Here is a 25,350-nt window from a genome sequence, read left to right on the forward strand (position 1 = left end):
TCATCAGCCGCCGCTGGCCAAACTTTCGACACTGGCGATGGGGGCCAGCGGGCTGGCCAGCAGGGAAATCGTCTTGGTCCACTGGGCATAGGGCGCTTCGGTGACGTAGAGCGTATCTGAATCACGGATCACAAAGTCGCGGGCCACGAACAGCCCGTTGGGTTTCGTCAGGTTCAGCACATAGACCAGCCGCTGCGCACCGATCAGATCGTTGCGTCCCAAGACCTGATTGGCGATTTCTGCGGGTTCGTTGCGCAAGACAAAGACGCCAGTGGGATCCGATGCGGTGGAGACCAGACCGCCGACCTGCGCAATCGCTTCAAGCGCGGAGAGGTTCTGGCTTTCAAACGGGACGCGCGCCTGTGCGCTGGTGGCGCCCAATGCGGTGAAGGAGCGGCTGTCCTCTTCCACCAGGATTTTGTCACCGCCGCGCAGGGCAATGTCCAGCTCCGGGTGTTTGAACAAATCCTGGAACCAAATGGTGCCACGTTCGGCGCCACGAATGACGGTAATCTGAGCGTTTTCAGGTTCAATCGCAACGCCGCCCGCACGGGCCAGCATGGTCGCCAGCGTCCGGGTGGGGCGTTCAATCGGATAGACACCCTGTCCACCTACCGCCCCGGTCAGGCTGACAGTGGCGCCATCGCCCGCAAGGCGGCGCACCTGAACCTGTGGGTCCGGTGTCTGATCTTCCAGCTTCTTGGTGATGGTGCGGCGCAACTGATCCGGTGTATTGCCCGAGGCGCGCAGCCGCCCTGCATAGGGGACGAAGATGAAGCCGGCACTGTCGACCTGCACCTCTTCCAGAACCGTGGCATTGGTTGTTTCAGCCGCCAGCAACCCGTCATCGACGTTTTCCCAGACCGTGAGGCCCAGAACATCGCCGGGGCGGATCACATCGGAGGTCAGCTGACCGGCGCTGCGGAAACTGTCAGAAAATCCGAGCGCGGGCACCACGGCGGTGGCACGGGTGACGCGGTCATTGACCGAGACGATGAAGGCATCGCCTTCTTTTTGCACGGAACCGGCGTAGATCTGACGCTTGTTCGGGCCGACCTGGGGAAGGCCACAGGATGCTGCCAGCGAGACTGCGGCCAGAATCGCAACCGGTCGCGCCCATTGAAAGGGAACGGTTTTCACTGCTCGGTCTCCTCGACCTATTATTGTTTTGCCTCAAGTTTTGGGGTCAAGCTAGCGCAGCGTCTTGAAAAAATCCAGCCTTAGAGATGTGGCGTCTCAGCTCACCACACGCAACTGTTGCCGCGGTGCCGCTGTCCCCTGCATGAGCGCCTGATAGGGGTCCTCCGAGGCGAGCATCATATCCACCACCTGCCGTAGCAGTTGGCGGCGACCCTTACGGGAATAGAAGCCACCGGGGAGTTGCGAGGTTTCCAGAAGATAGCGGCGATAGTCCTTGTAGGCACGGTTGTCCGGCCTTGCGGGGGCGGCGAAGAACTTTGCCAGTGGCTGGGTCGAAACAAACTCAGGCTTGTCATAGACAGCCTTGCCGAACACCTTCAGCGGGATGCCGCGCCAGAGCACCTGCTGACCTGCGGTTGAATTCACGGTAACTGCCGTGCGGGCCTCATTCAGCAGGGCAGCCAGTTTGCCGCCACGCACGTAATGCACGCGATGTTCCATCCCATAGCGTTTGGCCAGCTGGCGGACGGTGCGCCGGATCGGAACCCGACCATCCTCAAGCGGATGCGCCTTGACCACGAGGTGGTGATGACGTGGAGCGCCCTCAGCGAAGCCTTGAAACACGTCAGTCAGGAAATCCGTCAGACTGGCAAAGGGTGAATGCTCCTGAAAGGCACTGTCATGTTCCAGTTGCAGCAGGGCCAGGTGATAGGGGAAGCCCCCATTGCGGATACGCCGGGTGGCGAGCCGACGCTCAAGCGCCTGGAACGGCATCAGCAGCAGGCGGCGCAGATAAAGTTGAAATTCGCGGGTGACCGGCAGCGTGCGATGGGGGCGGAACTGGCGGTAGCCACGATTGAGCAGCATGACAAAGCCATGATAGAGCGCGCCGTAAAAGACATGCTGCCGGGTATCACCCCAATGGGACGGCGGCAGTGGCGCCTCCATATCGGAAAGGGCAAGGGCCGTGGTCATTTCTGCCACCGGCATGTCCATCAGCCGGGAATGCCCGTTGGAGCCCTCCCGTTCATAGGTGACCCAATAGGGCCGCAGATAGCCTTCCTCAAACACATGCACCCGGATGCCGCGTGCGCGCGCAGCGGACACAGCTGTCGCATGGATCGGACGGGTGTCGCCATAAAGCACCAAATCGGTAATCTGATGATCGCCCAGCACCTGTTCGAGATGTGCAGGCCAATCCTCCGGCGTGCCGCGATAGGGCAGGTAGCGGGACTTATCGCGCCAGAAGGCCTGATCACCCGCATTGAAACCGACGCGCCAGACAGCACAACCAGCCGCCTGCAGCATCTCTGCCAGACTGGCAAAGAACGGACCGTGTGGCCCTTGCAGGAACAGGAAAGCGCGCTGTGGATCGTCGGTCTTGTGCATAATGGACCAAATATATCCCGATTGTACAAACAATGGCTTAACCGCTAATTCGGCTTAACCATATTTGCGGGCTAGGGTAGGGCGCCGGAATGGCGCAAGGCAAGAGCGGCCATCGGTTCCGGGCAATTGCAGGGCGGGGCGGGTTCATCCGGCAACAGCGGGGCTTGCCGCGCGGCGGTCCAGTGGCTACCAGAGAGGCGCCGGCCGATCAACACGGCCACAACCGCATTTGCAGGAGCCCGCCCATGTTTACAGGCATCGTCACCGATATCGGCATCATCACCGAGCTGGAGCAGCAGGGCGACCTGCGGGCGCGGATCCGGACCGGCTATGACACTGCGAGCATCGATATTGGCGCCTCGATTGCCTCCGATGGCGTCTGCCTGACCGTGATCGCGCTGGGGGACGATTGGTATGATGTACAGATCTCGGCCGAGACGGTGTCCAAGACCAATATCGGCGGCAATGGCTGGACCGTTGGCAAGCGTGTCAATCTGGAACGCGCGCTGAAGGTTGGCGACGAACTGGGTGGCCATATCGTGTCGGGACATGTCGATGGTGTGGCCGAGGTTGTTGACATCCGTGATGAGGGCGACAGCACCCGTGTCACCCTGCGCGCACCAGAGGATCTGGCACGCTTCATCGCGCCGAAGGGGTCGGTTGCGTTGAATGGCACCTCGCTCACGGTGAACGATGTCGAAGGATGTGACTTTGGTATCAATTTCATCCCGCACACCAAAGAGGTTACAACCTGGGGGGATGTTGCGGTGGGCAATGCGGTGAACCTCGAGATAGATACGCTTGCGCGCTATGTAGCACGGCTGCACGAGGCGAGTTGAGATCGGGCGGCGCGGTAAGCCGCGCCCGCGGACCGTTGCCAAGCAAAAGCCGCTAAGGCTCCCGCCCCCTTGTGCGCCGCATCACGGATGCGACACAAGGCGTTGGGCCAGGCGCGCCGCAGGGGCGGCGCGGGTCACTGGAAAAATTACACAACAGTGTCGAAAGGAACGTCGATATTGGTCAGCGCTACATGGTGGCCTGCTCTTGGACGCCGCGTCCAGGCCATGGTCTGCCGCATGCGGGGCTGGTATTTGCGGGACGGCTGGTCTATCCCGCTGGGTATCCACGGCCTTGCTCGGGGCTGTGGGGGTCGCATAGACCGCTGTCCACGACTGCCCACCGAAAGGTTGCCTGAATGAGCTTTGAAACACCGGGGCCGATTGAAGCCCAGTTGCGCGATGCAATCAGCCCGATCGAAGAGATCATCGAAGAGGCCCATCAGGGGCGGATGTTCATCCTGGTCGATCACGAGGATCGTGAAAACGAGGGTGATCTGGTCATCGCGGCCGAATTTGCCGATGCGGCTGCAATCAACTTTATGGCGACCCATGGGCGGGGGCTGATTTGCCTGCCGATGACCGCAGAACGGGTTGATGCGCTGGGTCTGCCGATGATGGCGGTGAACAATTCCTCGCGTCATGAAACAGCCTTCACCGTATCGATTGAAGCGCGCGAGGGTGTCTCGACCGGGATTTCAGCAGCCGACCGCGCGCTGACCGTGGCAGAGGCCATTAACGAGAACAATACGATGGCATCGCTCGCGACACCGGGCCATGTCTTCCCGCTGCGGGCCAAGCGCGGCGGCGTGCTGGTGCGCGCCGGCCATACCGAGGCGGCCGTTGATATCTCGCGCCTCGCCGGGCTGAACCCATCGGGGGTGATCTGTGAGATCATGAACGATGACGGCACCATGTCGCGGCTGCCGGAGCTGGTTACCTTTGGCAAGACACATGGGCTGAAGATTGGCACCATCAGTGATCTGATCGCTTACCGGGCGCGCAATGACAATCTGGTGGTTGAAACCTCGCGCGAGACTGTGACGGCTGAGATTGGCGGTGACTGGGAAATGCGCCTGTTCACCGATCAGACCCATGGCATCGAACATGTGGTGATGATTAAAGGGGATATCACCACGCCAGAACCTGTGCTGACCCGTACCCACGCTTTGCATGAAGCGACCGATCTGCTGGGGCTTGGTCCCAAATCAGCCCGCCAGCTGCCCCGCGCAATGGAGTTGATTGCTGCGGAAGGGCGCGGCGTGGTCTGCCTGTTCCGGGAGCCCCGCAGCGCGCTATATGCGCAGGACGACGAGGGCCCGCGCACCATCAAACAGACCGGTCTGGGCGCGCAGATCCTGTCCAAGATGGGGCTGCAAGAACTGGTGCTGCTGACAGATTCGCCCTCCACCACCTATGTTGGACTGGACGCCTATGGGCTGACCATCGTTGGCACCAAACCTCTGCTGAAGGACGCTTGATATGGCTGCACATGAAACCCACTACACGCTGGACCGCCCGACATTCGACAAGCCGGTGAAGCTGCTGATCGTTGTTGCTCCTTATTACAAGGACATCGCCGACAATCTGGTTGCCGGGGCGCAGGCGGAGATTGAGGCCGCAGGCGGCACCTGCGAGCTGATCGAGGTGCCCGGCGCCTTGGAAGTGCCCACCGCCATCGCGATTGCCGATCGCAGCTCAAACTTTGATGGCTATGTGGCGCTGGGCTGCGTGATCCGGGGCGAAACCACCCATTATGAAACCGTCTGCAATGACAGCAGTCGCGCAATTCAGTTGATGGGGTTGCAGGGGCTGTGCATCGGCAACGGCATCCTGACCGTGGAAAATCGCAAGCAGGCAGAGGTCCGCGCAGATACCAAGGATCAGAACAAGGGTGGCGGCGCTGCCGCTGCGGCCTTGCATCTGATCGCGCTGACGCGTAAATGGGGCGCCCAAACCAAGGGAGTCGGCTTTAAAGCCCCTTCCGAGGCCATCAGACTGGCCGACTCAGATAATGGACCCACCACCGCATGACCACCTCGGACAGCCAAGGCGCCGCTCGCAAGGGCAGTGACAAGCACAAAATGAAATCAGCGTCCCGGCTTTATGCCGTGCAGGCGCTGTTTCAGATGGAACATAGCAATCTGACCTTTGACAAGGTCATCGTCGAATTCGAAGACCACCGTTTTGGTGCGGTCTATGATGGCGATGAAATGGCTGAGGGCGACACCAAGAGCTTTCGCAAGCTGATTGAGGGCGCGGTCAATGAGCAGGCCAAGATTGACCAGATGACCGACCGTGCGCTGGTGGCCAAATGGCCGATTGCCCGGATCGATCCAACGCTGCGCGCCTTGTTCCGTGCGGCTGGTGCTGAGTTTCTGGCGGGTAAAACCCCACCCAAGGTTGTGATCAACGAGTTTGTTGATATCGCGCGGGCCTTCTTCCCCGAGGGCAAAGAGCCGAAATTCGTGAACGCCGTGCTGGATCACATGGCCCGCGAGGCAGCGCCGGAAGCTTTTTGAGGCCCTCTTGGCAGCTCGCGCTCCTCGGTAGAGGGCAGTAAAGCCAGGTGAAGATAGAAATTATGTGAAGACAGTCAGAAAGCGTGCCCTGATGGCGCGCTTTTTTGATTTCGCGCCATTGGGTGATCGTCAAAGATCCGCCAACATGCGTCAAATTCCGCCGATCCGCGATTTGCCGCTGGACGCCCTAGCAAAGAATGCTACCGTTTTTGCTGTAGCAGGAGGGCGTTTTATGCCGAAGCTGGTAAAACTCTATATTCGGAATGTGGTGATCGGCTTTGGCATCGCCGGGGCCTTTGTCGGGATGCTTTTGTGGTTCAATGTTATGAACCTGTGGCATCTGGTCAGCACATCGGACAGCGGATTGCTGGCGGTCGCGCTTCTGTGGTTCATGAACGGGATCGTTTTTGCCGGGGTACAGTTCGGCTATGCGGTGATGTCCCTCGCGGGTAAGGATGAAAACCCGCGCGGTGGGATGCGGATCACGCCAGATGCGACAGGTGAGATGATCCCGGTCCGGGTTCCAGCCAGGAAAGCCTCTCGGCAGCTGCCGCGTCGCTGATCCTCAGCCCTGGACATAAAACCGTCCAAACCAACACGCTCCTAGTCAGCCGTGCACATCAGGCGCGGCTTTTCTTTTGTCAGCTCGAACAGTGGTGGAATGCGGCGGGACCACCAGTCAACCGTGCGGTTTTGATTCCCGAGGACCTGTATGTACAGGTGGGCGCCAGATAAAAGGACCAGGGTCCGAACAGAGCCAGCTCCCTCGGAATTGCTTAAGGCCACTGGAATGCTACCTGTCACGAGAAGGGCAGAACCCGCCTCCGCTCTAACTAGGGGGCGCGGCAGGGCGAGACAAGGGTCTGGATGAAACTCTTTTCGGCGGGGATTTCGACACGAGGGCTGCGGACGGTCCGGCCATCAATTTTCAGGCTGGCCAACAAGGAGACCGCTTGTCATTTGTTCCCGTATTGTTCACATTGAATACATGATGCAGGAACTCACTCCCGGCCAGCGTCTTGCACGCGGTGTTGCGCGCCATATGGCAGCGCTTGGCTTTGTCACGGTCGAGGAATTCGTCCCGGCACGCGGCCTGCGGGTCGATGTGATGGCGCTTGGCCCCAAGGGGGAGCTGTGGGTTGTAGAGTGCAAATCCAGCCGCGCCGATTTTCAGTCCGACAGCAAATGGCAGGGCTATCTGGAGTGGTGTGACCGCTATTTCTGGGCCGTGGATCTGGCGTTTCCAAATGAGCTGTTACCGGATGACAGCGGGCTGATCATTGCAGATGACTACGACGCAGAGATTATCCGCATGGCGCCGGAACAAAAGCTGCCCGCCGCCCGCCGCAAGAAGCTGATTCAGAAATTCGCCATGGATGCGGCCAGTCGCCTGCATCGGCTGCGCGATCCCCAGCCGGGTGCGGCTGGGAGTTGGGGTGTCTGAGGGCCGGCTAGGTCTGGGGTCAGGTATTGAGGCTGCGCGCGGCCTGAGCTGCTGCCATGATCTCTTCGGCAATTTCATTGGCTTCTTCCGGGTCGAAATCCATCGGGATCTCGATGCCGTCCGCTTCGATGAAAATGCGCACCATGCCAGCATCGGTGGGGCCGATCTGCATGTTTGCTTCGATGTCGCGCTCGGTGTTGATGCTCATGCGGCTCTCCTGTCGTGGGGCTTGCGTTGACTGGTTCTGCTAGCCTGCCCCCACTCTAAAGGCAAGGACCCGCCACCGCCAGACGGAGCATGTCAGGCGTGCGCGTGACCCGTCCGATTGGCGGCACATCTCTGCACATTGAGGGTAAAAAACTTGCGGCTTTCCTCTTGCGCTCTCATCGCCCCTGTATTAAATCGCCCGTAGTGCCGCCTTAGCTCAGTAGGTTAGAGCGCCTGATTGTGGATCAGGAGGTCCCCCGTTCGAGCCGGGGAGGTGGTACCACTCTTCAATCCTTGGCAAAGCTCTACAGGGACCGAAACAGGTTCCAGCGCGACTGCGACGATTTCATCTTTTATTTTATGAATTCAGGGTCTTCCCTAACCTGTGTGTCTCGGCTGGTCGATTTGTGTCAGTTGTCTTGCGTCAGTTGCCTGTGGGCTGGATGTCCAGCCGCTGCTCAATTGCGCCGCTCAGGCTGTTCAGGATCAGGATTTCATCCCCATCGGTCACCACCGCAATCCAGCCGTCGCCAAAGGTTACGGCGCGGGCGCTGACCCCGTCCGGCAGGGAGACAGTTTCGGGCAGGTTTGGACCGGATGCAGACAAACGGATGACAAGCAAGGTCAGAACCACTAAGAACCCGCAAATCATGATCACCGTCAACGTGGTCACCATCCGCCGCAGGAACACCAGCTGGGGCGGTTCACTTTGATTATCTGTTTCAGAAGGATGTGTCATGGCCCGCCGCCGGATCGAGTTTGTCATTGCGGAAAACCCGCCTAAACGGCTTGATAAAGCGGTTTCGCGTGATGTGCCAGAGGAAGCCACCCTATCGCGCACCCGGCTTGCCCGATTGATCGAAGCAGGTCAGCTACAGGTCAATGGAACCGTGGTCAGTGATGCCAAAGCCAAGGTTGACGAGGGCGCGCTGATTGAGATCACAATCGAAGAGGCCGAAGACAGCCATATTGGTCCCGAAGATATCCCGCTTGAGGTGATTTACGAGGATGACGATCTGATTGTCATCAACAAGCCTACTGGCATGGTCGTGCATCCGGCGCCCGGTACGCCGTCGGGGACGCTGGTAAACGCGCTGCTGCATCATTGTGGCGATAACCTCTCTGGTGTCGGCGGGGTGAAGCGTCCCGGTATTGTGCATCGCATTGACAAAGAAACCAGCGGCCTGCTGGTGGTCGCCAAATCCGACGTGGCGCATCAGGGGTTGGCGGCCCAATTCGAGAAACACACGGTAGAACGCTATTATCGCGCGATCTGCTATGGTGTTCCTGATGCCAATGATCCGCGCCTGCGCGGGGTCAAAGGCACCAGTTTCGAACCCGGAAATATCTTGAAACTGACGACCCAGCTGGCGCGGCACAAAACCGACCGGCAGCGTCAGGCCGTCCTGTTTCAAGGCGGTCGCCACGCCATCACTCGCGCCCGCATCGTCGACAGTTTTGGCACGCCGCCTGTTGTCGCCCTGATCGAATGTTGGCTGGAAACCGGGCGCACCCATCAGATTCGCGTGCATATGGCCCATGCGGGTCATGGGCTGGTGGGGGATCCGGTTTATGGTGGCAAGCGTAAATTGGCGGCAAAATCGCTGCCGGAAGACACCGCCGCTGCCATCCAGGCCTTCCCGCGTCAGGCGCTGCATGCAGCGGTTCTGGGGTTCATTCACCCGGTCACTGGCGACGCCATGCGGTTTGAGGCCCCCTTGCCGGAAGATATGGCGCATTTGCTGCAAAAGCTGGGAGCCGCGGGCACATAATTCCGCCTCTTGGTTGGTAACCTTATGAATTATTGGGGCGATTTCCCGTGCAGCTGATGTGACTGCGCGACGTTTGTTGTGCAAATCCCTGTGAACTGCGTCACAGACCGCTTTTCTTACGATTCCTATAAGAGATAAACTTGGCAACTCTTGAACGGGGCTATGCGTTAACCCATATAGAACGATGTTAAGTCCTTATACATTGGGAGGGACACAAAGAATGGCGAATTATGCAAACCTGCCCGCACCAACACCCGAAGGCGGGCTGAATCGGTACCTTCAGGAAATCCGCAAGTTCCCGCTGCTGGAACCGGAAGAAGAATACATGCTGGCCAAGCGCTGGGTGGAAGAGCAGGACAGTGCCTCTGCCCATAAGATGGTGACATCGCACCTGCGTCTGGCAGCAAAAATCGCGATGGGATATCGCGGCTACGGCCTGCCACAGGCCGAGGTGATTTCTGAGGCCAATGTCGGCCTGATGCAGGCGGTCAAACGGTTTGACCCCGAGAAGGGTTTTCGCCTCGCGACTTATGCCATGTGGTGGATCCGTGCATCTATTCAGGAATATATCCTGCGTTCCTGGTCGCTGGTGAAGCTGGGCACGACCTCGGCGCAGAAGAAACTGTTTTTCAACCTGCGCAAGGCCAAGGCCCGTATCGGCGCGCTGGAGGAGGGCGATCTGCACCCCGACAGCGTCAAGAAAATCGCCACCGATCTTGGGGTGACCGAAACTGAGGTGATCTCCATGAACCGGCGTATGTCCGGTGGGGACGCGTCACTCAATGCCACTGTTGGCAGCGAGGGCGAAGGCACTATGCAGTGGCAGGATTGGCTTGAAGATGAGGATGCCGATCAGGCTGGCGATTATGAGGCGCGGGATGAGCTTGAGGCCCGGCGTGAACTTCTGGCCAGTGCGCTTGAGGTGTTGAATGACCGTGAGAAGGATATCCTGACCCAGCGTCGTTTGGCCGATCAGGCGAAGACGCTTGAGGACCTTAGCACCCAATATGGCGTTAGCCGGGAGCGGATCCGCCAGATCGAAGTGCGCGCCTTTGAAAAGCTGCAGAAGAAGATGCGCGAACTGGCGTCCGAGAAGGGTATGCTGTCGGTCCAGTGACATAAGCATATATATACCGCGACATGGATGAAACGGCCCCGCAGCGGGGCCGTTTTTCGTTTCTGGGCAGGATATTGGCGGAATCGCGGGAACACCGCGCAGGGCCTTAGCCTTGGCGGGTTTCAAACGCCTTAAGATAACAGATCGAAACTCTACGTAATAATGTTGCGAAACAGGCAATTGAGGGTACGTACCTAACGGTTTGTTAGGGGGCGGAGGCATAGTGTCGGAGGATGTAATTCCTCAAAGGACCAAGTGACCGATGCCGTCCATATTCTTTCGTCTTCCCATCCGTATTTACGCAGTGGTGGCGATGGCGCTCGCACTTTCCGTGCTGTTGACCGTCCTGCTGCTGTCGCGCGCCGTCGATAATGCCTATGCCATGCGTGACCGTGAACTAAACAACATCATCGACACGTCCATCAGCCTGCTTGCTGATCTTGAGGCTCAGGTGCAGTCGGGTGACCTTACCGCCGATGAGGCGCGCGCCCAGGGGCGTGAAGTGATTGAAAAAATCCGCTTCGAGACGTCCGGATATCTCTTTGCCTTCGATCAGAATATGATTGTGCGGGCGCATCCGATGGTGCCCGATTGGGTCGGCACAGATCGGTCCGGTTTCGAAGATGTGAAGGGCATGAAGGTTTTTCAGGAACTGGGCAAGGTCGCCGCAAGCGACGGCGCCGGATCGGTCCGCTACTGGTTCCAGAAACCGGGGCAGACCACGCCGGAACAGAAAATCGGCTATGTGCAGGCGTTTGAACCCTGGGGCTGGATCATCGGCACCGGCTCTTATGTCTCCGACATCCAGGCGGACCTCGCCCAGATGCAGATCGAATCGATTATCACCCTTGGCGTGAGTCTTATTCTGCTGATGATTGCCTCGACCGTCCTGTTGCGCAGTGTGACGGGGCCGATCAATGGGCTGAAGGCGCGTATGGCCTCCATGGCGGAGGGCGAAACCCATGCGGATGTTCCTTACACGCAGGCCCGTAGCGAAATCGGCGAAATGGCCCGCACGCTGGAAGCGTTCCGCGAGAAATTGGAGCAGCAGGAGGCGATGAAAGGTCATCAACAGGCCCGCGACGCAGAGCGTGCTGATGTCGTCCAGGTCATCTCCAGTCGCCTGGCGGCACTGTCTCAGGGGGACCTGACCGTTCGCATCAATGAAAACCTGCCTGAGGACTACGCCCAGCTGCAGCGTGACTTCAACCGCACGGCGGAGACCCTGGGCTCCACGGTCACGCAGGTGATTGACACAGCCGAGAGCATCCGCAGTGGGGCAAATGAAATCAGCCAGGCGTCTGACGATCTGTCGAACCGCACCGAAAGCCAGGCCGCCACGCTGGAGGAGACCGCCGCCGCTCTGGATGAGATGACGGCCAGCGTGAAATCCGCCGCCGAAGGGGCGCGCAGCGTCGAAAGCATCATGCAGGAGGCCAAACAGGAGGCCGAAACCAGCGGCGAAGTGGTCCAGAGCGCGGTCTCTGCCATGACCGAGATCGAACAATCCTCGACCCATATCTCCCAGATCATCAGTGTGATTGATGACATTGCCTTTCAGACCAACCTTCTGGCGCTCAACGCCGGGGTGGAAGCCGCACGCGCTGGCGAGGCGGGCAAGGGCTTTGCCGTGGTCGCAAGTGAGGTGCGGGCGCTGGCGCAGCGCTCCTCGGATGCCGCGATGGAGATCAAGACACTGATCGGCGACAGCACCAAACAGGTGGAGCGTGGCGTCGATCTGGTTGGAAAAACTGGTGATGCGCTTCAGGGCATTGTCGAACGGGTCAGTCATATCTCGCAACTGGTGTCCGGCATTGCGACCGGGGCCAGCGAACAGTCCACCGGCCTGCATGAGATCAACACCGGCGTGACCCAGCTGGATCAGGTCACCCAGCAGAATGCCGCCATGGTTGAAGAGGCCACCGCCGCCGGTCACATGTTGAACGCTGATGCCAGCAAACTGGCGGAACTGGTCGCCCATTTCCGTGTCGCAGCAGGCGGCGGGCAGGCCCCGGCCCGTAAACCCGCAGCGTCCACAGCGCCAACCCGGAGAGCGGTTGCCACGCAGGAGGCCGCACCGGCCGCCCCCAGTGCCCATGGCGATGATTGGGACCTAGAGGCTGTCACACCACAGCCAGCCCCCGCAGCAGCCAGCACCAGCGGCAATGCCGCCAAGGACATCTGGCAGGATTTCTGATCCCGCCAAACGCCCCCAACCCCAAGCCAGGGTTGGGGGCCCGTACATCTGAAACACTTCGGCCTTTGTCCGAACGCAACAAGCGGAATGAGCATTGTCACAGAGCCTATTGATCATCACCACGGACCGGCGTTTTGCGCAGACCCTACAACAACATATGGAGGCCACCTACCCTGGCCTTCAGGTGCTTTTGGCCAACAATCTGATGATGGCCTACAATCAGGCGGAGGCGGGTCAGCCCACTTTTGCCTTCGTCGAGGATGGGTTCACCAAACTGCCCGAGTTCGAAATGATGCTGGCTCTCTTCTCAGCGCTTGATATCAGGTGGGTGTCTGTGATGGACAACCAGGGGTCAACGCCAGCGCGCAACTCTTCACCATTGCTGGACGTCGGGGCTGGCATCTTCGAGCTGACGAAATCCGACAACCCTCGCGATTTTGCGCGCTATTTCGACATGATGGTCAAGGCGCCGCGCCGGGATCAGGCCTCGCCTTTGCAAAAACAAACCGCTGGCGGCACAGCAGGCCCCGGCAGTGACAAGATTATCCTGATCGGCTCCTCCACCGGCGGTGTGGAAGCCCTGCGCAGTGTGCTGGTCGGATTTCCGCTGAACTGTCCGCCAACCCTGATCGTTCAACACACTGGTAAGAATTTTGGCCGCGGGTTGGTTTCTCTTCTGGATCGCATTTGCCCAGCTAAGGTATTGACTGCCGACGACAATATGACGCTGTCGCCTGGCCATGTCTATGTCGCGGCCGGCCAACCACGCCACATGGGTATGACCCCCCGAAAGCCGTATCGTACGCGGTTTAAGGAAGGTCCCCCAATCTCAGGTCATATGCCGTCGGTCGATGCACTTTTTATGTCTGCCGTGCCCATCGCAAAAAGCGTTGTTGCCACAATCTTAACCGGTATGGGGCAAGATGGGGCGCAAGGGCTGCTGGAGCTTCGCAAGGCCGGGGCAAAGACCTTTGCGCAGGACGAGAAAAGCAGTGTCGTCTACGGGATGCCACGCGTTGCTTGGGAAATGGGCGCCGCACAGCAACAGGTCTCGCTTGCGCGAATGGCCGGAACACTGATTCAGGCTTGCAAGACCTGACATATAACTGGGAAGGAAATCACCTTGAGCGTATTTGCTAACTCTACCACGGTGACCGTTCTACAAGGCGAGTATCGCGTATCGACATCCCCGACCGTGGTGTTCTCCACCGTGCTCGGCTCCTGCATTGCCGCGTGCATCTACGATGACCAAGTTGGTGTCGGCGGTATGAACCACTTTCTGCTGGCCTCCTCAACCGCCAGCGATAGTGTGAATGCGCGCTACGGTATCCATGCGATGGAACTGCTGATCAACGGGATCATGAAAAAAGGGGCGCGCCGCGAAAATCTGAAAGCCAAGGTTTTCGGCGGGGCCAAAATGTCGGCAAATCTCTCCGACATCGGCGCCTCAAATGCCGACTTCGTCCAGCGGTTCCTGCGGGACGAGAGCATCGCGGTGGTGTCATCCAGCGTTGGTGGCACTTCGGCAAGGCGGGTGCGTTTCCATGCGGTTTCGGGGGCTGCGCAGCAAACGCAGGTCAAAGATGACAGGCGTCTGGGCGAGCAGGAGCGTGTTGCTGCGCGGCCGGCTCCGGCGGCCAAACCCGCAGCAGATGTTGGTGCGGTCACGCTGTTCTAGGCGCGCTAGCACCGGGAACTCTGTCTGAAACCCGGGCGCAGATATGACGTCAGAATTTTTGCATGGGTCCGACACCGTCGGGCCCTTCTTGCGATGTAGGCGTCAGGGCAGAACCGTCGAGTTGCGCCTTGCAGCCTGTTCACATGAGCCGTTATCATCCTGATTACTTGTGACGACAGGACGTAACGTGCAGAGCCAACACCAGCCGGATCGCCCCATAGGTCCAGAACCGCGGAGCAGCCGACGTCTCGCACGCCTCGCGATGGTTCTGGCCTTGCTTTGGCCAGGATCCGCGTTCAGCGACCGACTTACTGTTTTTGGTGCGGCAAGCCTCAAAACCGCGCTGGAGCAGATCGCTGAGGCCTATGAAGCCAAGAATGGCACAACCGTTGATCTATCTCTGGCCGGGTCCTCCCTGTTGGCCCGGCAGCTGCAATATGGCGCACCAGCCGATGTTTTCATCTCTGCCAACGCCGCCTGGATGGATTGGGCGCAGTCGCGAAACCTGATTGCAGCCGAGACACGCATTGATCTCCTCGGCAATTCCCTCGTCCTGATCGCACCAACCGTAGCACCACCAGCTGTGCCCTCCCTCTCTCTGCAAAATACATCCGCGCTGCTGATCCAGGTACAGGATCGCCCGCTGGCGATGGCCCTGGTGGAGGCCGTCCCGGCCGGGATTTATGGCAAGTCTGCGTTGCAACATCTGGGCCTGTGGGATCAATTGCAGCCGCATGTTGCACAAACCGACAATGTACGCGCTGCGCTTGCGCTGGTCGCCCGCGGCGCCGCTGGTCTGGGTGTGGTCTACGGGTCCGATGTGATCGGCACCCCCGCTGTCACCGTTGTTGATCGGTTCCCGCAAGACAGCCACGCACCAATAACCTACCCCGCTGCTGCGACCCATGATGGACAAAAGGCCATTGATTTCCTGAACTTTCTCAGCAGTCCGATTGCGAAAGAAATCTTTGTCGGGCAAGGTTTCACCGTGCTAGTGGAGTGACCCCTCAGAATGCAGTGGCTTGGCCCCGAAGAATGGCAGGCGGTGGCCTTGTCCCTGAAGGTATCGTTCTGGGCAACCCTTCTGTCGCTGCCGCTGGCGCTGTTGGTGGCGCTGGCGCTGGCGCGTGGGCAGTTTCGGGGCAAAGCACTGCTAAACGGAGTGGTTCATCTGCCATTGATCCTGCCACCCGTGGTCACCGGCTACATTCTGCTGATCGTCTTCAGCGGCCCTAGTCCGATTGGTAGTGCTCTGAACGCGGTCGGCATTGTCTTTGCCTTTCGCTGGACCGGCGCGGCTCTCGCTGCTGCGATCATGGGTTTTCCATTGATGGTGCGCGCCATACGCCTTTCGCTGGAGGCGGTGGACCCCAAACTGGAACAGGCTGCCGCGACACTGGGTGCCTCGCGGATCTGGGTGTTCGTGACCATCACCCTGCCTCTGATCCTCCCCGGTGTTCTGGCCGGAGCCGTCCTTGGCTTCGCCAAGGCAATGGGTGAGTTCGGCGCAACCATCACCTTTGTCTCCAACATTCCGGGCCAGACGCGGACGCTCCCCTCAGCAATCTACGCCTTTCTGCAGGTGCCCGGTGGTGAAACAGCGGCCCTTCGGCTGGTGATCATCTCCGTTGCCCTTGCCATGGCCGCGCTGCTGGCGTCGGAATGGCTGGCACGCCGTGTTGCGGACCGGGTCCGGGGGGCGACATGTTAGACGTCAAGCTGACGCATCAGCTGGGGCAGCTGGCCTTGGATGTCGATTTTTCTGCTCCTGCGGGGGTGACCGTTTTGTTCGGCCGTTCCGGGGCCGGGAAAACCACTGTCGTGAACGCTGTGGCAGGTCTGTTGCAGCCACAGACAGGCAAGATCTGCCTCGGGAGCCGCGTTGTTCTGGATACAGAAGCCGGGATAGATACCCCCCCGCACCGTCGTCGCATTGGCTACATCTTTCAGGATGCACGGCTTTTTCCCCATATGAGTGTTTCGAAAAACCTTCTGTATGGCCAGAGATTTAAGACCCGAAATCGCGCGGTGACGACATTTGACACCGTGGTCGAGATGCTCGGATTGGGGGCATTGCTGAACCGCCATCCAGCCAATCTCTCGGGTGGTGAAAAACAGCGTGTCGCAATTGGCCGCGCCCTGTTGTCGGCACCGGATATGATCCTGGCGGACGAACCGCTGGCCGCCCTGGACGAGGCACGGAAGGCCGAAATTCTTCCCTATCTGGAACGGCTGCGCGACGAAATCACGCTCCCCATTCTCTATGTCACGCATTCAGTTGCCGAGGTCGCCCGGCTGGCAACCACTGTGGTTGTCCTGCAAGACGGGCGCTGTATCCGCAGCGGCCCCGCCGATCTGGTGCTGGCCGACCCGACCATCATGCCGACTGGCGTGCGTGCTGCCGGCGCTATTCTGCAAGCTACAGTACAGCAGCATCACGCAGATGGGCTGAGCGAGTTGAACGCCGGTGGCCTTGCCCTATTCCTTCCTCGCGTGCCCCATCCGCCGGGCCATGCCGTGCGTGTCCGCATCTCCGCCCATGAGGTGATCCTCTCACGCCAGCGACCCGTCGGCCTGTCTGCATTGAACATTCTGCCGGGCCGCGTCACCGCGCTGCGTAGCGGCGACGGGCCAGGTATCATGATCTCTTTGCAGACCTCAGCAGGAGCCTTGCTGGCACGTGTCACCCGGCGATCTGCCGTCGCGCTGGATCTGGCCATCGGCACCGAATGCCATGCGATTGTGAAATCCGTATCGATCGCGCCAGAAGATGTGGGCGGAACCCGCACAGGCTAAGCCGCCCATCCCGTATCCCGCTGGAAACCACCACCAAACTGCTGATTTTTCTCGGCAACCGCGCGTCCCTGCGATATGCCAAAATCAATCATCAGACGGATCGCAGCACCACCTGCGTGGATGCGAATCAGCAAATTACGGAGGGGCATATGCGGCAACACCAGATTTTGAGACGATATGCTCCCTTCATAGAGGATGATGGACATGACGCCTGACCGTAACCGCAGCCTCTGGCAGACAACCTGTCGCGAGGACCTCGATGCTGCTGCCTTGCACGATGATGTCTCGGCAGATTTGGTTGTTGTCGGCGGCGGGTATACCGGATGTTCGGCGGCTTTGCGCGCGGCAGAGCTGGGGGCTGATGTTCGCTTGCTGGAGGCGGAGACCTTTGGTGCGGGTGGGTCCGGGCGGAATGTCGGACTGGTCAACGCCGGGCTGTGGTTGCCCCCCAAGAAGATCAATTCCGTCCTCGGAGAGGCCAACGGCACCCGGCTGTCCACCCTCCTTGCGGCCGCGCCCGCGGCGGTTTTTGAACTGATCAAGACCCATCAGATCGACTGCGAACCGATACAGACTGGCACGCTGCATTGCGCCCATGCGCGCTCGGGACTGAAAGATCTGCGAAAGCGGCACCAACAGCTGACGGCCATAGGCGCCCCTGTCACGCTCCTGTCTCGCGGCGATGCCATCGCGCGCGTTGGCAGCGATGCCGTCTATGGCGCCCTGTTCGACCCTCGCGCCGGAACCATTCAGCCGCTGGCCTACGCCATCGGACTGGCCCGCGCCGCGGCTTCGCAAGGCGCCAGGCTGCATGCAAGCTCACCCGTTGTCAGTCTCACACGCGAAACAGATGGCTGGCGGGTCAGTACCCCCGAGGGCACAGTCCGCGCCCGTCACCTGATCATGGCAACAAACGCCTACCCGCTGCCCATCACGGGATATACCGCCCCGGCCACCATCCCGGTCAGCTATTTTCAGGCCGCAACCGCGCCGCTTCCAGCCGGTCTCGCGGGGCGGATCCTGCCGCAGGCAGAAGGCTGCTGGGACACAGGCCTGATCATGTCGTCCTGGCGACGCGACCGCGCCGGGCGGTTGATCATCGGGGGCATGGGTGACTTGTCCCACCAGGCGCGCAGCGTTCATACAAACTGGCTCCGGCGGAAGCTGGCAGTCATGTTCCCTGCCCTCGCAGATCACCCGTTTGAGGCAGAGTGGGCCGGCAAGATCGCGATGACAACCGAGCATATCCCAAAAATTGTTGATTTGGGTCAGGGATTTGCCTGTTTTGGATACTCAGGACGCGGTATCGGCCCCGGTACGGTTTTCGGCCGACGCATGGCCGAGGCCCTGATGCATGGAGACAGATCGCTACTGCCCATTCCAGTAAGCGACGACCACAGGTTGCCCTTTGCCGGCGTGCGTGGCGCCTACTATGAGACCGGCGCCACGCTGGTTCATCTACTGGCGGGACGGGTCGGCCAGACGCCGACCCCCACCGATCAATAGCAGCCCGCGATCGCGTCGCCGACTGAGGCCAGCAACTGCGGATAGAACTGTGGCCCCGGCTCCAGCTTGACGCCGAGCGGATCGACAATCGCTGTGCCCGCATCGGTCCCATCCAAAACCGTTGCCACGAGACCGGAGTTGAACTGCGGCTCGGACAGGACACAACGCACCTTCATCTCCTGAACGGTTGCGCGGATCTCTGCGATCCGGGCCGGGCTGGGATCCGATGCATCACTCAGCGAAATAGCCCCCGCAGCCTGGATCCCGAACCCGGTTTCAAAATACTGATACGCATCGTGGAAAACGACAAATGGTTTGCCCGCCACAGCGTCCAGTTTGGTTGCAATTTCGGCAGCCGCTGTTGCAATCTCGGCCTGCCCCTCCGCCGCGTTGCGCATGTAGAGCGGGGCATTCTCCGGATCGACAGCCGCCAAGGCCTCCGCAATGACCTGCAGCCAGGCGCTGCCATTTTCCGCCATCAGCCACGCGTGGGGATCAAGACTGCCGGCCTCGTGACTGTGCCCATGCTCATCTGCATGCGCCGTTTCGGTGCCGTGATCCGCATCATGACCGCTTGCGTGCTCATCATCGTGATGGGCGTCATGATGCTCTTCATCATGCCCGTCGTGATGATCATCACCGTGTTCCTCATCATGCCCGTCATCGTGGCCGCCGCCATGATCGTCGTCATGCCCCTGCCCGAACTGAACGGTCTCTCGGACCATCAGTTGCTGTGTCGCCTCGGCATCAAGCAGCGCAATCACCTTCGCATCGGACGCAAGCGTCGCAATAGGACCTTCCAGCCACGGTGTCAGTCTCGGGCCAACCCAAAAAACAAGATCCGCCTGATCCAGAGCCCGCGCTTCCGAAGGGCGCATCGAATGGCTGTGCGGTGACGCGCCGGGCGGCACCACCAGGTCAGGCATGCCAACCCCCTGCATCACACGCGATACGAGGCCATGGACCGGGGTAATGTCGGCAGCAACTGCTGGCACCTCGGCGAAGGCAGCCGTCGCTACGGTCCAGACTGTTGCGGCAGTTGCTAAAAAGCGGATATGTCCCATGATGGCCTCATGTAATTGTATAACATTACGGCGGTTGATAAACGTCATAACATAACATATCAACCCCGAAAGAGATCGCCCAACGGAGCCTCAGATGGACCCCATCGGATTTCACGCACACGACCACAGTCACTGTATCAGCGATGGGATCGCCGTTGCTGATGCACATTGTCGTGCGAACGGCCTACAATTCACGCCTGTGCGGCGCCGGGTTCTGGAAATCCTGCTGCAGGCCCATCGCGCCATGGGCGCTTATGATCTGCTGGACATTCTGCGCGGCGAAGGCCTGGGATCGCAGCCCCCGATTGCCTATCGGGCGCTGGATTTTCTGGTGAAAAACGGTTTCGCTCATAAGATTGAACGGCTGAACGCCTTTGTGGCCTGTAGCCACCCCGGTGATGATCACGCCCCGGTCTTCATGATCTGCCGCACCTGCAATGCGGTTGCGGAGGCACCGTCCCAAACATCCAACGGTCGCCTTGGGGCCGCCGCGCGCGAAGCGGGGTTCCTGATTGAACGCACAGTGATGGAGGCAGAAGGCCTCTGCCCCAAATGTCAGGTGGACGACACGCAATGAGCCTGGTCAAACTTACCGGTGTCAGCGTAAGGCACAACGCCAACCCCGTGCTACACAATGTCAATTTTGCAATTGATCGCGGAGAAATCGTTACCATCGTTGGCCCCAATGGCTCGGGGAAATCAACCTTTCTGCGGACGATTATTGGCGCATTGCGGCCAACGCTTGGTACCGTGTCCCGGGCGCAGGGGCTGCGCATCGGCTATGTTCCGCAAAAGCTGCATATTGACCCGACTCTCCCCCTCAACGTGCGCCGGTTTCTGAGCCTGCCGCATTCGGTATCTGATGTCGCTGCGCAAAATGCGCTGGAGCAAGCCGGGGCCGGACAGTTGATGAACCGCCAGATGACCAGATTATCAGGGGGCCAGTTCCAGCGTGTTCTGCTGGCCCGCGCGCTGCTCTGCAATCCTCAGCTGCTGATTCTGGATGAGGCCACACAGGGGCTGGATCAGCCCGGGTCTGCCGCTTTCTATCAGCAAATCGAACAACTGCGCCGCGACCTCGGCTGTGCCATCTTAATGGTCAGTCATGAGTTGCATGTTGTTATGGCCGCCTCCGACCGCGTGATTTGCCTCAACGGTCACATCTGTTGCGAAGGCGCCCCCGAACATGTGGCCTCAGCCCCAGAATATCGTGCCCTTTTCGGAAATGGGACGCAGGGGGCTCTGGCTCTCTATCGACACGAGCACAACCATTCGCACGATCACCGCTGCGGTCACGACCACGCGCATGACCCGCAAAACGTAAGTGCCGAAATGACCGGACCCCACTGATGATGATTTTGGACAGCTTTCTGATCCGCGCTGCGCTTGCGGGCGTCGGCGTCGCGATTGCCGCGGCCCCCCTCGGATGTTTCGTGGTCTGGCGGCGGATGGCCTATTTCGGCGACGCAACTGCACATGCGTCAATCCTGGGGATCGCACTCGCCCTCAGTTTCGATACGTCAATTTTTGTCGGAGTCCTCGCGATGGCGCTGATCATGGCGACGGTCGTCTCAACACTCAGCGGCAGAGGCTACGCAGTCGACACGCTTCTGGGCGTGCTGGCGCATTCCTCTCTCGCCTTCGGCCTCGTGGCAGTGTCCTTTCTTCAAGGCGTGCGACTTGACCTGATGGCCTATCTCTTTGGTGATATCCTCGCGGTAAACGCCAACGATCTCATGGTGATCTGGGGCGGCGCTCTCTTGGTTGTAGGTCTACTCTGGTGGCGATGGTCGGCGCTCCTGACCGCGACACTGAATCCTGACCTTGCACATGCGGCGGGGATTGATCCCCGACGTGAACAGCTGGTCCTCACCTTGGCGCTGGCGGTTGTAGTGGCTGTTGCGATCAAGGTCGTCGGAGTGTTGCTGATTGCCGCCCTGCTGATCATCCCAGCCGCAACCGCACGGCCGTTTGCCGCAACACCGGAGCGCATGACCATCATCGCAGCGGTCACAGGCGCGATCTCAGCGCTGGGAGGTTTGCAGCTGGCCTTCATGTTCGACACGCCGACCGGTCCAACAATTGTCTGTCTTGCAGCCTGTCTTTTCGCCCTGTCGAGCCTTAAGCAGCTGCTGAGCAAGACCTGACCCAAGACCGGCACGTAGCAAAATCACATTCCGATGGCTGGTAAAGATATCAAAGCCACCAAAGGCATCTCTGATCGCGCCCGGAAGAATACAACACGCAGGCGATCTTCGTGATCTCTTCGCCAGCCTAGGCGCGTCAGGTTCCTGTTTTCAGCAAAGGTCCACAATCGACCCATTTGCCGACCGCACCAAGCAGCGCCTTCTTGTTGATCGGCTTGCTCAGGAAGTCATCCATGCCAGCCGCAAGACACTCCTCACGATGTGACTGCAGCGCGTTTGCCGTCAATGCCACCACAGGGCAGCGGCCCAGACCGTTGTCTTTTTCCAGTTGACGTATCTCAGCGGTAGCGTCGATCCCATCCTTTACCGGCATCATCATATCCATCAATACGATATCCGGATGATGTTCCTGAAACATCGTCACCGCCTCTTCCCCGTTGGCCGCGATCAATACCTCTATCGGCGCAGCCTTAAGCATGCGCGAGACCACCAGCTGATTGGTCCTGTTGTCCTCAGCCAAAAGAAGTTTCACCTCCGGCACGACGGATGTCTCCACGCCCTGCGGGGGAACGGCCTGCGGCGCCTCCTCGGTTGCCGTCTCCAATACGCGGCTCATCACCGACTGAAGCTGCGCAGCCCGCAAGGGTTTCAAGGCAACCTCACAGCGCCCCAGATGGTCGCGGGCCTCCCGGTCAATTGTGTTTTCGACAGAGGATAGGATCACGATGGGCAAATCACGGTATTCCGGAATGTCCCGAATGCGCTCCGCCAACTCCTTGCCGTCCATGCCCGGCATCTGGAAATCCTGCAAAATAACATCATAGTGAGTGCCATCGTGGCGTGAATCCAGCAGCAACTCCAGCGCCTGATGGGCCGATCCTGCAGCGACGCTTTGCACGCCCCAGGTTGCCAACCGTTCAGTCAGAATGATCCGGTTGAGCTCAAGATCATCAACCACCAAGGCTCTGAGTCCCTTGAAATCACGAACATCCTGCGCCCGTTTCGGCTGGCTTGGCCGGATCCGAAGCGGCAGGTCAATGGTGAACACAGACCCCTTGCCAAGTTCCGACTGCACGGAGATCCGCCCCCCCATCAATTCCAGCAACCGGGTCGAGATCGCAAGGCCCAAACCAGTCCCTTCGTAGTTACGGGTGGCGGCACCATCGGCCTGCTCAAACGCGTTGAAAATACGATCCAAGCGGTCCTCGGGTATACCGGCGCCGGTATCGGTCACCGAGATGCGCAGAGCCGTCCGATCATCGTCAGTCTCTCCGGACACCTCAATATAGACATACCCCTTTCCGGTAAATTTGACCGCGTTGCCTGCAACATTGGTCAGAATCTGGCGGATACGCCCGACATCACCTTCGTAACATTCCGGCAAACTGGGATCATAGCGCAGGGTCACCTCGACATTCTTTTCTGCGGCCTTCGGCGAGAGCAGAGTCACCACGTCCTCAATCGCAGTCTGCAGATTGAAGGGCGCCCGCTCCAGTTCCATCTTTCCGGCTTCGATCTTGGAGAAGTTCAGGATATCATTGATGATGGTCAGCAGCGCCGATCCCGATTTCGAGATCGTCTCGGCGTACATTGTCTGATCTTCATCCAGATCGGTTTCAAGGATCAGCTCAGCCATGCCGATAACACCATTCATCGGCGTGCGGATCTCATGAGACATATTTGCAAGGAATTCCGACTTCGCGCGATTGGCGATATCGGCGGCCTTGCGGGCCTCTTCCAATGCGTATTCGCGTTCATCCCGTTCGGAGAACGTATCTTCGAGCACCCCGACAGAGAAATTGAGCGCCCGGAATTCGCGCGAGGCAAACCACGGCAGACGGGCCTGCAACCCTGACAGACCGGCAATGGCATCCGACATCCTCTGATGGATGATCTGCAACGGGCGCAACGCCAGCACACTCACCAGGATAAGCACCAGCAGCGACAAAATCGCCACTGCAACCACGGTCCACATGATGGTCTGACTGACCTTGTGCTGAACCATGGCCTGGCCTTCACGGGTCGACCAATGGACAACCATACGGCCGAAATCAAACCCATCCAGCGTGATCGGACGATCATACATGACAAAATCGTCAGGCCCCACCTGATCAATCTCGCCCGCTTCGGCAATCGGAGTGCCCGCGCTGTTCTGGATCTGGATTTGCAGCAGCTTGGGATTGCGTGCAATCGCCTCTATCAGACCGGTTTCCAGCACCGGCACATCCTCAACGATGATCGATTCAAGCATCAGCCCGCTCAGCAGCGAGATGGTCAGCTCAGCCTGTTCTTTCAATTGCGCCTGAAGATTTCTGGTTTCATACCGGCGCGCGACATCGCCAATTGCCGCCGCAACCAGCAGAGCCGCCAGCGACAAAGAGACGACGATTTGAAAGAGTATGCCCGTGCGTTTCATAAGGGTCCCCGGTGAAGGCACTAAAATGCCTGGCTTTGCTCCATCGCGTCGCGGATCAGGTCGTAGTCGGAATCAGAGCCCTGAAGAAAGCCGTTTTTGGACACCCGCCGCACGATCTCTTCATTTTCTGAGGACAGCATGATCTCACGCATCGCCAGCAGCACATTTTCCGGCAGGTCCGAGGATGCCAGCCAGGGTTTGGTGACATTGTCAAAACTTGCCAGAACCCGAATCGGGACACCCTTGGCGATCAGTTTTTTGTAGGTACTTTCCTTCAGCGCACCTGCAGTGAATTTACCGGCGCCAACTGCCTCCCCAACCAGATCATGACGCCCGAGGTAGTCATAGGTATGCAGATCACCACTGTCGATTCCGGCCTCCAACAGGTGGCTCTGCGCGAGATAGCGACCAATCGTCGACAGCTCATCGCCGAAGGCAAAGCTGAGACCCGCAAGATCCGACAATTCGGTGATCGCACTGTCGCGGTGAACCACGATGACGCCTTTGAACCGCTTACGCCCCTTCTTCGATTCCATGGCGACAATCTGGATGCCCGGGTTCTGTTTCATCACGTGAACGTAAGAGGCGGGTCCAAAGCGCGCGAAATCAACCTCCCCGCTGGCAAGTTGATCGATACCCTCTTGATATTCCTTGGCAACTGTCATCCGAATGACAACTTTTTCACCCAAAGCCTCTCCCAGACGATTGGACAGAAACGTCAAAAACGGGCGATATTTTTTAACCGTCACGGTGGGTTTATCCGCAGCATATGTGCCAAACGTCAGCGTGATATCAGCGCGGGCGGCCATCGGCGCCATCAGCACCAGCAGACAGACACAGATCATCGACCAAAGGCGCATCACACCCGTAGGTCCACAGTGATATTTCCAGGCGATTGGCATCATCTTCTCCAGTCTGAACCCGGACAAGGCCGGTTCGGTGAATCCACGCATTTGTTTACCCTGAATAGTGAGAAAATTTGGTTAAGTGACCCTGAAATAGTATAAATAATTTTATGGCTCGCTCTCGGCGCGGTCTGAATATTAACGTTTCAGTAACGATTTCAGCGCTCTTTTGTAAAATTCGTCACAAATTTGAAGATCGGGCACAAGCCCGGCA

Annotated in this window: 26 protein-coding genes and 1 tRNA gene; 19 read left to right on the forward strand and 8 right to left on the reverse strand. The window is 59.2% G+C overall.

Annotated elements, in window-relative coordinates; all coding sequences use genetic code 11:
• Positions 1-3: 3 nt before the first annotated feature.
• Entirely contained in the window at positions 4-1,140 is a 1,137-nt protein-coding gene (locus J4721_RS00990; protein WP_014873997.1) for a polysaccharide biosynthesis/export family protein, read from the reverse strand.
• 96 nt (positions 1,141-1,236) lie between these two features.
• Entirely contained in the window at positions 1,237-2,529 is a 1,293-nt protein-coding gene (locus J4721_RS00995; RefSeq protein ID WP_211001903.1) for a capsule biosynthesis protein, read from the reverse strand.
• A gap of 245 nt (positions 2,530-2,774) precedes the next feature.
• Between J4721_RS00995 and J4721_RS01000 the strand changes: the two genes are divergently transcribed.
• The 6 genes from J4721_RS01000 to J4721_RS01025 all read left to right on the forward strand — a co-directional run bounded on the left by J4721_RS01000 (position 2,775) and on the right by J4721_RS01025 (position 7,331).
• Positions 2,775-3,368: a riboflavin synthase gene (locus J4721_RS01000; protein WP_014873999.1), complete on the forward strand. Its 594-nt coding sequence runs from the start codon at positions 2,775-2,777 to the stop codon at positions 3,366-3,368.
• Between the two features lie 356 nt (positions 3,369-3,724).
• The gene (gene ribB / locus J4721_RS01005) at positions 3,725-4,846 is read left to right on the forward strand and encodes a 3,4-dihydroxy-2-butanone-4-phosphate synthase (RefSeq protein WP_211001904.1); all 1,122 of its coding nucleotides are present in this window, start codon (positions 3,725-3,727) and stop codon (positions 4,844-4,846) included.
• 1 nt (position 4,847) lies between these two features.
• Positions 4,848-5,399 (forward strand): 6,7-dimethyl-8-ribityllumazine synthase, encoded by a 552-nt coding sequence (locus tag J4721_RS01010; RefSeq protein WP_014874001.1) that lies wholly within the window; start codon positions 4,848-4,850, stop codon positions 5,397-5,399.
• Entirely contained in the window at positions 5,396-5,887 is a 492-nt protein-coding gene (gene nusB, locus J4721_RS01015) for a transcription antitermination factor NusB (protein ID WP_014874002.1), read from the forward strand. Before J4721_RS01010 ends, nusB begins: the two co-directional genes overlap by 4 nt.
• A gap of 232 nt (positions 5,888-6,119) precedes the next feature.
• Positions 6,120-6,449, forward strand: coding sequence for a hypothetical protein (locus J4721_RS01020; RefSeq protein ID WP_211001905.1), 330 nt, complete (start codon positions 6,120-6,122; stop codon positions 6,447-6,449).
• A gap of 426 nt (positions 6,450-6,875) precedes the next feature.
• Entirely contained in the window at positions 6,876-7,331 is a 456-nt protein-coding gene (locus tag J4721_RS01025) for an MmcB family DNA repair protein (protein WP_102869658.1), read from the forward strand.
• Between the two features lie 19 nt (positions 7,332-7,350).
• Here J4721_RS01025 and J4721_RS01030 read toward each other — a convergent pair whose 3' ends face one another.
• The gene (locus J4721_RS01030; protein ID WP_014874005.1) at positions 7,351-7,539 is read right to left on the reverse strand and encodes a DUF6324 family protein; all 189 of its coding nucleotides are present in this window, start codon (positions 7,537-7,539) and stop codon (positions 7,351-7,353) included.
• A gap of 205 nt (positions 7,540-7,744) precedes the next feature.
• Here J4721_RS01030 and J4721_RS01035 point away from each other — a divergent pair.
• Positions 7,745-7,821: transfer RNA gene (locus tag J4721_RS01035), tRNA-His, on the forward strand.
• A gap of 141 nt (positions 7,822-7,962) precedes the next feature.
• Here the strand turns inward: J4721_RS01035 and J4721_RS01040 are convergent.
• Positions 7,963-8,277, reverse strand: coding sequence for a DUF6476 family protein (locus J4721_RS01040; protein WP_044040521.1), 315 nt, complete (start codon positions 8,275-8,277; stop codon positions 7,963-7,965).
• On the opposite strand from J4721_RS01040, the gene J4721_RS01045 reads away from it, so the two are divergent.
• The 8 genes from J4721_RS01045 to modC all read left to right on the forward strand — a co-directional run bounded on the left by J4721_RS01045 (position 8,276) and on the right by modC (position 17,098).
• Complete coding sequence (locus J4721_RS01045; protein WP_014874007.1) at positions 8,276-9,310, forward strand: RluA family pseudouridine synthase; 1,035 nt, start codon at positions 8,276-8,278, stop codon at positions 9,308-9,310. The two genes, J4721_RS01040 and J4721_RS01045, sit on opposite strands and share 2 nt — an antisense overlap.
• A 220-nt stretch (positions 9,311-9,530) precedes the next feature.
• Positions 9,531-10,427: an RNA polymerase sigma factor RpoH gene (rpoH, locus tag J4721_RS01050; protein ID WP_014874008.1), complete on the forward strand. Its 897-nt coding sequence runs from the start codon at positions 9,531-9,533 to the stop codon at positions 10,425-10,427.
• Positions 10,428-10,689: 262 nt separating this feature from the next.
• A complete protein-coding gene (locus tag J4721_RS01055; protein ID WP_211001906.1) occupies positions 10,690-12,624 on the forward strand; it encodes a methyl-accepting chemotaxis protein in 1,935 nt (644 codons plus the stop codon).
• A gap of 157 nt (positions 12,625-12,781) precedes the next feature.
• Complete coding sequence (locus tag J4721_RS01060) at positions 12,782-13,723, forward strand: CheB methylesterase domain-containing protein (protein ID WP_044042014.1); 942 nt, start codon at positions 12,782-12,784, stop codon at positions 13,721-13,723.
• 24 nt (positions 13,724-13,747) lie between these two features.
• The gene (locus tag J4721_RS01065) at positions 13,748-14,302 is read left to right on the forward strand and encodes a chemotaxis protein CheD (RefSeq protein ID WP_061047480.1); all 555 of its coding nucleotides are present in this window, start codon (positions 13,748-13,750) and stop codon (positions 14,300-14,302) included.
• Between the two features lie 187 nt (positions 14,303-14,489).
• A complete protein-coding gene (gene modA / locus J4721_RS01070) occupies positions 14,490-15,305 on the forward strand; it encodes a molybdate ABC transporter substrate-binding protein (RefSeq protein WP_102875506.1) in 816 nt (271 codons plus the stop codon).
• Positions 15,306-15,314: 9 nt separating this feature from the next.
• Entirely contained in the window at positions 15,315-16,013 is a 699-nt protein-coding gene (gene modB, locus J4721_RS01075; RefSeq protein WP_014889361.1) for a molybdate ABC transporter permease subunit, read from the forward strand.
• Positions 16,007-17,098, forward strand: a complete 1,092-nt coding sequence (modC, locus tag J4721_RS01080; RefSeq protein WP_102875507.1) for a molybdenum ABC transporter ATP-binding protein — start codon at positions 16,007-16,009, stop codon at positions 17,096-17,098. The genes modB and modC overlap by 7 nt, the downstream gene beginning before the upstream one ends.
• Here modC and J4721_RS01085 read toward each other — a convergent pair.
• A complete protein-coding gene (locus tag J4721_RS01085) occupies positions 17,095-17,304 on the reverse strand; it encodes a hypothetical protein (protein WP_102875508.1) in 210 nt (69 codons plus the stop codon). The two genes, modC and J4721_RS01085, sit on opposite strands and share 4 nt — an antisense overlap.
• Here J4721_RS01085 and J4721_RS01090 point away from each other — a divergent pair.
• Positions 17,303-18,604 (forward strand): FAD-binding oxidoreductase, encoded by a 1,302-nt coding sequence (locus tag J4721_RS01090; protein WP_211001907.1) that lies wholly within the window; start codon positions 17,303-17,305, stop codon positions 18,602-18,604. The genes J4721_RS01085 and J4721_RS01090 overlap by 2 nt on opposite strands.
• On the opposite strand, the gene J4721_RS01095 is transcribed toward J4721_RS01090, so the two are convergent.
• A complete protein-coding gene (locus J4721_RS01095) occupies positions 18,598-19,668 on the reverse strand; it encodes a zinc ABC transporter substrate-binding protein (protein ID WP_211001908.1) in 1,071 nt (356 codons plus the stop codon). The two genes, J4721_RS01090 and J4721_RS01095, sit on opposite strands and share 7 nt — an antisense overlap.
• 94 nt (positions 19,669-19,762) lie before the next feature.
• On the opposite strand from J4721_RS01095, the gene J4721_RS01100 reads away from it, so the two are divergent.
• The 3 genes from J4721_RS01100 to J4721_RS01110 are packed head-to-tail and all read left to right on the forward strand — an operon-like array spanning position 19,763 to position 21,815.
• Entirely contained in the window at positions 19,763-20,245 is a 483-nt protein-coding gene (locus J4721_RS01100; RefSeq protein ID WP_102859829.1) for a Fur family transcriptional regulator, read from the forward strand.
• Positions 20,242-21,018 (forward strand): metal ABC transporter ATP-binding protein, encoded by a 777-nt coding sequence (locus J4721_RS01105; protein WP_014881850.1) that lies wholly within the window; start codon positions 20,242-20,244, stop codon positions 21,016-21,018. The genes J4721_RS01100 and J4721_RS01105 overlap by 4 nt, the downstream gene beginning before the upstream one ends.
• Positions 21,018-21,815 carry an iron chelate uptake ABC transporter family permease subunit gene (locus J4721_RS01110; RefSeq protein WP_014881851.1) on the forward strand — a complete coding sequence of 266 codons (798 nt, stop codon included), beginning with the start codon at positions 21,018-21,020 and terminating at the stop codon, positions 21,813-21,815. Before J4721_RS01105 ends, J4721_RS01110 begins: the two co-directional genes overlap by 1 nt.
• 136 nt (positions 21,816-21,951) lie before the next feature.
• Here the strand turns inward: J4721_RS01110 and J4721_RS01115 are convergent, their stop codons facing one another.
• On the reverse strand, positions 21,952-24,231 hold the full coding sequence (locus J4721_RS01115; protein WP_211001909.1) for a response regulator: 2,280 nt from the start codon (positions 24,229-24,231) through the stop codon (positions 21,952-21,954).
• 20 nt (positions 24,232-24,251) lie between these two features.
• The gene (locus J4721_RS01120; protein ID WP_244915704.1) at positions 24,252-25,076 is read right to left on the reverse strand and encodes a PhnD/SsuA/transferrin family substrate-binding protein; all 825 of its coding nucleotides are present in this window, start codon (positions 25,074-25,076) and stop codon (positions 24,252-24,254) included.
• Positions 25,077-25,350: the final 274 nt, after the last annotated feature.

Origin of the sequence: Phaeobacter sp. HS011 (assembly GCF_018101215.1) — a bacterium.
In the GTDB taxonomy this organism is placed as follows: Bacteria; Pseudomonadota; Alphaproteobacteria; order Rhodobacterales; family Rhodobacteraceae; genus Phaeobacter; species Phaeobacter inhibens.